The sequence below is a fragment of the Mesorhizobium sp. M1E.F.Ca.ET.063.01.1.1 genome (genome assembly GCF_003998155.1).
In the GTDB taxonomy this organism is placed as follows: Bacteria; Pseudomonadota; Alphaproteobacteria; order Rhizobiales; family Rhizobiaceae; genus Mesorhizobium.
The window spans coordinates 1-7,356 of sequence record NZ_RZSC01000276.1 but is presented as its reverse complement, the minus strand read 5'-3'; the positions used below and the strand labels follow the sequence as shown (position 1 = coordinate 7,356).

Genomic DNA, 7,356 nt, shown 5'->3' with positions numbered 1-7,356 from the left:
GGCGTAGACCGTCCAGGTCTCGTTCTTTGCGCCGCCCATGCCGGGCGCGCCCGCCGGCATGCCGGCCAGCGTGATCCCCGTAATGGCGGGCCGTTCTGTCAACAGCTTCTTGACGACATCGACCGGCACCAGGCCGTCGACCACATAGCCGTCGACCATGATCGTGTGGCAGCCTTCGAGGTCGGTGGGCACGCCGGCATCGCTGCTGATCTGGGACAGATTGTTGACCGGCTTGATATCGACCTTGAAGCCGTTCTGTTCGAGATAGGCGGCATAAGCCTCGCAGCAGCTGCATTGCGGATTCTTGTACATCACCGCATCGATCGTCGCGGCGAGTGCCGGCAGCGGCGTTGCGATTGCAAGGCCGAGGGCGGTCAGCGCGTAAGTCAGTTTCATTTTGCAGTTCTCCTTGGTTGATGGTTGGATTGATTCAGGTCACCCGGAACACGGTCATCAGGCCGGCCATCTGGTGGTCGACGACGTGGCAGTGCAGCATCCAGTCGCCGGGATTGTCGGCGACGAAGGCGCATTCGACCGTGTCCTTCGGCGCAAGCAGCACCGTGTCCTGCCATTGCCGGTGCGGCACGGGCGAGCCGTTGCGGGAGAGCAGCAAAAGGCTGAACCCGTGCACGTGCATTGGGTGCCACCAGGCAGTTTCGTTGCGAATTGTTAGGTGGCAGGTGACGCCCCGCCGCAGCGTAAACTGCGGCGTCATGCCGGCATGACCGTCGCCGGTCATCGATATGCCGTTGATCGACCAGGCCGCCGTGCCGTTCATGCCAGGCATCGCCATGCCCATCATCCCGCCGACGCCAGCGAGCTTGCCGCCGCCCATCATGCCGCCTTGCAGCACGACCTCCTGCCGCACGGCGTTCGCCAGGTCGGGCTCGGGCAGCGGATTCCGCGGCAGGGCCAGTGGCGTGTCGAGCGGATGCGCCCTGAGCGGAGGCGCCTTGTCGTAGGCGAGCGTGGTCAGCCGATAGGCGAGGCCGTCGTAAAAATCGTCGATCACGTCATGCCGGCTGCCGGGATCGCCCTGCATGTCGAGCGCGATGTCGATGCGCATGGCGGGCGCCAGCACCAGACGGCCATCTTCAGGCTCGTGCGGGTCGCAAGGCTGGCCGTCGATCGCCAGGACGACCGGCCGGTGGCCTTCGAAGCGAAGCGCCATCATGCGGGCAAGCGAGGCATTGGCGAGTCGCAGCCTGAGGCGCTCGCCGGCCCGCACGCCTTGACCGCCCTGCGCCTGCCCGTTGACGGTCACGAGATTGCCGACGCGTCCGGACATCGAGGCATCCATCATGCTGCCGAAGCCGCCGGCGATCCGGCCGTCTTTGGTGAGCCGCCAGTCCTGCAGCAGCCACAGGACATCGCGGTCGACTGCGACCGGCTCGGCCTCCTCGACGATCAGCGGGCCGGCCAAGCCGCGGCCGATCTGCACCAGGCTGTCGGCATGCGGATGGTACCAGAAGGTACCTGCATCCGGCGGCGTGAATTCGTAGACGAAGCTTCCGCCCGGCTTGATGGGCGACTGCGTAAGCCCCGGCACCCCGTCCATGGCGTTCGGCAGGCGGATTCCATGCCAGTGGACAGTCGTGTCCTCGTCCAACCCGTTTTCGACGGTGATGCGGACCGGCTGGCCTTGCCTGAGCCGCAACGCCGGACCGGGGACGGTGCCATTATACGCCCAGACAGCGGTTGCAGGGCCGTCCTGCCCGGTGAGCCGCGCCTGGCTGGGCGCGACCTTGATGCTGCGCTCGTCGACGCCGGAGGCCACGGCGGGACGTAACGAAGCGGACACTGCAAGCCCCGCCGCCGCGCCGAGAAAGCCTCGGCGCGATAAGTGGCATTTGAAATCGTAATTCACCCTTCTGACCCTTTGCGATCGCTATCGATGGCGAATGGTTCGGCATCGACCTGGATTGCCATGCGCGCCCACGGCGCAACCATGCGCGCAGGCGATCAGGCGCCGGGGATCAGCCGTGTTGCGGCTGAAACGGCGTCAGGCGCTGGGTCTTGGAGGGTATGGGTCGGGCAGGGAACTTCGCCCGTGCAGGAGCGGAGCTGGCAAGGCCGATGGCTGCTGCCCCAGGGGGGCCGGCGTTACCCCGAAATCTTGCGGCAGCACGGCGAGCGCCGGGGCGATGCAGGCCGGCGGGCACTGCATCGGGCTGCCTTTGTCGCCCGTGTCCTTGAGACAGGCGTTGCAATCGCCCTTCATGTCTGAGCCGGCCATTTTGCCCATGCCCGTATCGGCAGGCATGGCCATGGCGCCCGTCATTCGGACCGACATGGTGCTGGCCTGTACGGCGGACAGACTGAACCCCGCGGTCAGGAAGACCGCGAGCAGCATGACGAGGAGGTGTTTTGGCGATAGCCGAGCCATTGCCCGCTTAGGCTGACGGCAAAATCCGGCTTTTGCAAGATGCAGGCCCGTGATCTCTCCCTGGGCGCGGCATCGAGTCTCATCCTGGCCAAGCCATACTTTAGCCCGATCCTGGCGCGCCTGTCATTTCCTCGGACGAAATCGGCCCTGAGAACGTTATCGAACACGCAACGCTCAATGCCCGCGTCCGCGCTGCGCGCCCGAAGGCGCAGTGTGGGGCCGGAAAAGAGCGGCGGGCTGATGGTGGTCATCGATGTCACGTGATCGCGGCAGGGCGCTCGGCATTCCCCCAATCCGACGAACGCCCTGGATCTCGGAACCCTTGCCGGTCTCGCAGGGTTTATTATGCGAGGCGAACTGCCATGGAAGACAAACCGCCTGCCGATAACCCGGGAAGGATCCTCGCCACCGTGTTGGCGGTCTGCCTCATCATCATCGCCTTGTTCTTTATCGGCTTCAGATATTCGGAGCGCGACCAGGGCGTCTTGATCGTGCCCGGAGTGGTGCAAGGCAGCAAGTGATCGGCCCGAAGTCCTTGCCTGCTGCTAACGGGGCGGAAAAGGCTGTAACACTTTGATTTTGCCTATCATCCCCTCCAAGCCTTTTAGGTTCGGGATCACGCGACGGGGAAGAAACAGGTTTTCCGAAACGTTTATCGAACAGGCAACGCTCAGAGCCTGGCGCCTGACAGGGGCGCTCATGAGCAAGAAACCCCTCCGGCAACAGCGCGCACCGCGCCCGACGCCCAGGGAGACCGTGCATGCCCGTGAACGCCTATATCAACCGGATCGCGACAGCGGTTCCGGAGCATGAGGTCCACCAGTTCTACCTGCGCTACGCCGCCTCCATGCTCGCGGCCGATCGCAGGAGGATATTCGAACGCATGGCCGGCCTTGCCGGCATCGAGCATCGCTTCTCATGCTTTGCGCCCGCTCTCGACCCCGAGGGGCCATCGGCCGATCTTGGCGGAACCTTCAGGCGCGGCGCGTTTCCCGGAACGGCGGCCAGAATGGCGATGTTCAGCCAAGCCGCACCCGTCCTGGCGCAAAAGGCCGTCGACGGGCTGCGCCTTGGCGAAGAGGCATCGCGCGTCACCCACCTCATCGTCACCTCCTGCACCGGTTTCTCGGCGCCCGGCATCGACCTCGACCTGGTTCAGCGCTGCGGCCTGCCGGACGGTGTCGAACGCACGATGATCGGGTTCATGGGCTGCTATGCGGCGATCAACGGCCTCAAGCTTGCCCGCCATATCGTCCGCTCCGACCCGCAGGCCAGGGTCCTCCTGGTCAACATCGAGGTCTGCACGCTGCATCTGAGGGAAACTGCCGAGCTGGAAAAGCTTTTGTCCTTCTGCCTTTGGGGCGACGGCTGCGCGGCGAGCCTCGTCACCGCCGAGCCGACCGGCATCGAGCTCGACAGTTTCCGTTGCACCGTCGCGGACGAGCGGCGGGAGCTGATGACCTGGGATATCCGCGACCATGGCTTCGACATGTTTCTCTCCGGCCAGGTGCCGGCGGCGATCCAGGAAGCGCTGCGTGGCAACCAGGACGCCATCCTCGGCGGCCGGCCGCCGGACGCGATCGACCTCTGGGCCGTGCATCCCGGCGGACGCACCATTCTCGACGCCGTCGAGAGGGCGCTGAACCTCGCGCCGGCCGCGCTCGCGCCGTCGCGCGAGGTGCTGCGCCGATACGGCAACATGTCGTCGGCGACAGTCATGTTCGTGATGGAAGAGATGCTGAAGGCGCCAGGCGGATTGCTCGGCTGCGCCATGTCGTTCGGACCCGGCCTGACGGCCGAGACCATGCTGTTCCGGACCGTCTCATGAGCCCGCTCGCTCAACGCAGCCTCGTTCCGGAAATCCTCGACCGCCTCGCGGCCGACGATGCGCGGGCGCTACGCTCGCGCCGCGATCTGGCCCGCATCAACGCGCTGATGTTCCAGGCGCCGATCATGGCCTCGCTGCTGCGGAAATTCATGGCCAGGCCGCCCGGCCGCATCCTGGAGATCGGCGCCGGCGACGGCACCTTTATGCTCAAGGTGGCGCGGCGCATGGCAAGGGACTGGCATGGGGTGGAACTGACGATGCTCGACCGCGTCGGCCTCGTCACGCCACGGCTCACGGCGGATTTCGCCGGGCTGGGCTGGACGCTCGAAACCATCACCGCCGATGTCTTCGACTGGGCGCAGACGGCGGATGGCAGGGCCTTCGACGCGATCACCGTCAACCTGTTCCTGCATCATTTCGGTGACGACGGACTGCTGCGCCTGTTTTCGCTTTTGCAGCGCAGGGCTCCGCTCATCCTGGCGACGGAGCCGCTGCGGGCAGGCTTCGCGCTGGCCGCGACCCGTCTTCTGCCGGCGATCGGCGCCAATGACGTCACCAGGCATGACGCCGCTCAGAGCGTGCGCGCCGGCTTCCGCGGCACGGAGCTTTCCGACATCTGGAGCGCCGTCGGCGGCAGGCCGCTGGAAGAGCGGCGAGCCGGGCCTTTCTCCCACGTCTTTGTTGGGGCGTGCGGGGATGATGCGAGGGCCTACAAGACAATGGCACATGGAATTATGGCCACGTCCGCCCCTCACAAGTGGGAGTAGGGAGATTGCGGCGCGACCCTACAAAACTTGGGTTCCTCGCCCCGGCGGAGCGGAGGAGAGGTGGCCGCCAAGCGGCCGGAGAGGGGGCCTTCGTAGGGCGCTCCCCCTCTCCGTCTCGGCTTCGCCGAGCCACCTCTCCCCCACCTTCGTGGGGGCGAGGAACCCAAGCTGGAACAACGCCATGAGGCGCACCCACGATGCGGTCGTCATCGGCGCCGGTCCGGCGGGCACGTCGGCGGCGTTGGCGCTCGCCCGGCGCGGATGGGCCGTGGCGATCGTGGAGAAGAGCGTGTTTCCGCGCCGCAAGGTGTGCGGCGAATACATCTCGGCAAGCAATCTCACGCTGCTCGACCGGCTCGGGATCGGCGATGCCTGGCGCGCCGAGGCCGGCCCCGAAATCCGCCGCGTCGGCCTTTTTTCCGGCGACGCCTGTATCGAGGCGCCGATGCCGGGCGCGAAGGCCGCGCTCGCGGCAAGGGGCGGCTTCGGCCGAGCGTTGGGCCGCGACATACTGGATACGCTGCTGCTCGGTGCGGCCCGGTCCGCCGGCGCGCAAGTCTTCCAGCCCTGCCGCGCCGTCGCCATCGAACGCGATGGCGACTGCCAAGCAGTGCGGATCCGGCCAACCGGCGGCAATTCCCGCGACGTGGCGACGGTCCTGCGGGCGCCGGTGATCGTCGCCGCGCACGGTTCGTGGGAGCCGGGACCGCTGCCGAGCCAGGTCGTTAAGAAAAGTCGTCCCTCCGACCTCCTCGGCTTCAAGGCGCATTTCACCGGATCGTCGCTGCCGCCCGACCTGATGCCGCTGCTGACTTTTCCCGGCGGCTATGGCGGCATGGTGGTCGCCGATCATGGCCGCATGTCGATCTGCTGCTGCATCAGGCGCGATATGCTCGCCCGGCTGCGCGGCAGCCTCGCCTGCGAACGCGGCGGCCATGTTTCGGCGGCCGAGGCCGTCGAGCATCATATCAGGGCGACATGCAGGGGCGCGCGTGACGCTCTGGTGGAAGCCCGCCTCTACGGTCCATGGCTTGCGGCCGGTCCGATCCGGCCAGGCATCCGCGCCGGCTACGAACGGGACATCTTCCGCGTCGGCAATGCCGCCGGCGAGTCGCACCCGATCATTGCCGAGGGCATATCGATGGCGCTTCAGTCCGGCTGGCTCTTGGCTCAAGAGCTCGGCGAGGCGGCAGGGGGACAGGCAGGACGCGAGGCGGCCGGCAGACGCTACGAGGCGGCCTGGAGAAGATTGTTCGCGACGCGGATTCTTGCTGCCGAGGCCATCGCCCGAATCGCCCTTGGCCCCGGCGGCGCCGCGCTGATGGAGGCGATCGTCCGCAATTTTCCGCCGGCGCTGACCTTGGGCGCGCGGCTCAGCGGCAAGACGAAACCCGTCCCTGGTTTGGCCGATGCGCGCCTGGCTCGGGGCTGAATCGCTCTACGCCACAGCCACGATCACATGCGCCTGAATTTTGGCGGCAACCTCGCCGCGGCCATGTCTGTCGGCAATCACGGAGGTGGCGTAGTCGGTCGCGGCTTCCAGTTTTCCCGCGTCCCTGGCCTCGATTTCGTTGCGAAGCAGGGTTCCCTGGCAATAGGCAACGGCAGGAACGCGCGGCGAGGATGCGCGGCTTTGTTCGGCTCGCGTCTCGATCGCCACACCGGAGAAACCCGCGTCCGCCAGATCCCTGCGGATCAAGTCCTTGTCGTGGTAGCCGTGCGGCGTTCGCGCCAGGAAGCGCGGCGGATCGCTCGGAAAAATCCTTGCAAGCGCATTCGTCACATCGTCAGCGAAAATATTCTCCTCGATGCGATCCCATACGCTGAACAGGAATCGTCCGCCGGGCTTGAGCACGCGCTTTGCCTCCCGATAGGCAGCCGGGCGGTCGGGAAAGAACATCGCGCCGAACTGACAGCAGACAAGATCGAAGGCTGCGTCCTCGAACGGCAGCGCCATAGCGTCCGCCTGGCGCCATCGGATGCGGCTGTCGGGTCCTTGCCGCGAAGCGGCGTAGTCGAGCATCGGCTGGTTGAGGTCGGTCACAACATAGCTTGCGCCGGGGGACAATTTCGACGCCAGCGCGCGGGTGACGACGCCGGTGCCTGCGGCGGTTTCCAGGACGGCGCCGGGCGACAGCGACGCTGCCCGTCGTGCAAGATCGGCGGCGTATGGCTCGAAAATCAACGGCACCATGTGGCGGTCGTAATTTTCCGGAATCGAGCCGGCGAACACCTTGTCCGTTTCCAACATTGCGATCATCGCCGTTCGTTTGATGCTTCGCATGACTAGCACATAAATGTTTGTTTCGGCTCGTTTTCGATCGGGAGGCGCCCAACGGCATATGCGGCTATGTCGGCTGCTGCCGACGTCGAGG

At 66.2% G+C, this 7,356-nt stretch carries 8 protein-coding genes; 4 read left to right on the top strand and 4 right to left on the bottom strand.

The features are described from left to right. From EOA29_RS19465 to EOA29_RS19455, 3 genes are all read right to left on the bottom strand, one after another. The coding region (locus EOA29_RS19465) for a DUF411 domain-containing protein (RefSeq protein ID WP_127221304.1) at positions 1 to 396 on the bottom strand (396 nt) is incomplete at its 3' end. Positions 397 to 430: 34 nt separating this feature from the next. Further along, on the bottom strand, positions 431 to 1,867 hold the full coding sequence (locus tag EOA29_RS19460; protein WP_126094759.1) for a multicopper oxidase family protein: 1,437 nt from the start codon (positions 1,865 to 1,867) through the stop codon (positions 431 to 433). Positions 1,868 to 2,002: 135 nt separating this feature from the next. Then, on the bottom strand, positions 2,003 to 2,353 hold the full coding sequence (locus tag EOA29_RS19455) for a hypothetical protein (protein WP_245464730.1): 351 nt from the start codon (positions 2,351 to 2,353) through the stop codon (positions 2,003 to 2,005). A gap of 395 nt (positions 2,354 to 2,748) precedes the next feature. Between EOA29_RS19455 and EOA29_RS41540 the strand changes: the two genes are divergently transcribed. From EOA29_RS41540 to EOA29_RS19440, 4 genes are all read left to right on the top strand, one after another. Further along, the gene (locus EOA29_RS41540; protein ID WP_189350167.1) at positions 2,749 to 2,907 is read left to right on the top strand and encodes a hypothetical protein; all 159 of its coding nucleotides are present in this window, start codon (positions 2,749 to 2,751) and stop codon (positions 2,905 to 2,907) included. Positions 2,908 to 3,146: 239 nt separating this feature from the next. Beyond that, positions 3,147 to 4,214 carry a type III polyketide synthase gene (locus EOA29_RS19450; protein ID WP_126094757.1) on the top strand — a complete coding sequence of 356 codons (1,068 nt, stop codon included), beginning with the start codon at positions 3,147 to 3,149 and terminating at the stop codon, positions 4,212 to 4,214. Next, the gene (locus EOA29_RS19445; protein ID WP_189350165.1) at positions 4,211 to 4,981 is read left to right on the top strand and encodes a methyltransferase domain-containing protein; all 771 of its coding nucleotides are present in this window, start codon (positions 4,211 to 4,213) and stop codon (positions 4,979 to 4,981) included. Before EOA29_RS19450 ends, EOA29_RS19445 begins: the two co-directional genes overlap by 4 nt. 181 nt (positions 4,982 to 5,162) lie before the next feature. After that, positions 5,163 to 6,413 (top strand): NAD(P)/FAD-dependent oxidoreductase, encoded by a 1,251-nt coding sequence (locus EOA29_RS19440; RefSeq protein WP_126094756.1) that lies wholly within the window; start codon positions 5,163 to 5,165, stop codon positions 6,411 to 6,413. A 6-nt stretch (positions 6,414 to 6,419) separates the two neighbouring features. Here EOA29_RS19440 and EOA29_RS19435 read toward each other — a convergent pair whose 3' ends face one another. Continuing rightward, positions 6,420 to 7,232, bottom strand: a complete 813-nt coding sequence (locus tag EOA29_RS19435; RefSeq protein WP_126095979.1) for a methyltransferase domain-containing protein — start codon at positions 7,230 to 7,232, stop codon at positions 6,420 to 6,422. Between the last annotated feature and the right edge of the window lie 124 nt (positions 7,233 to 7,356).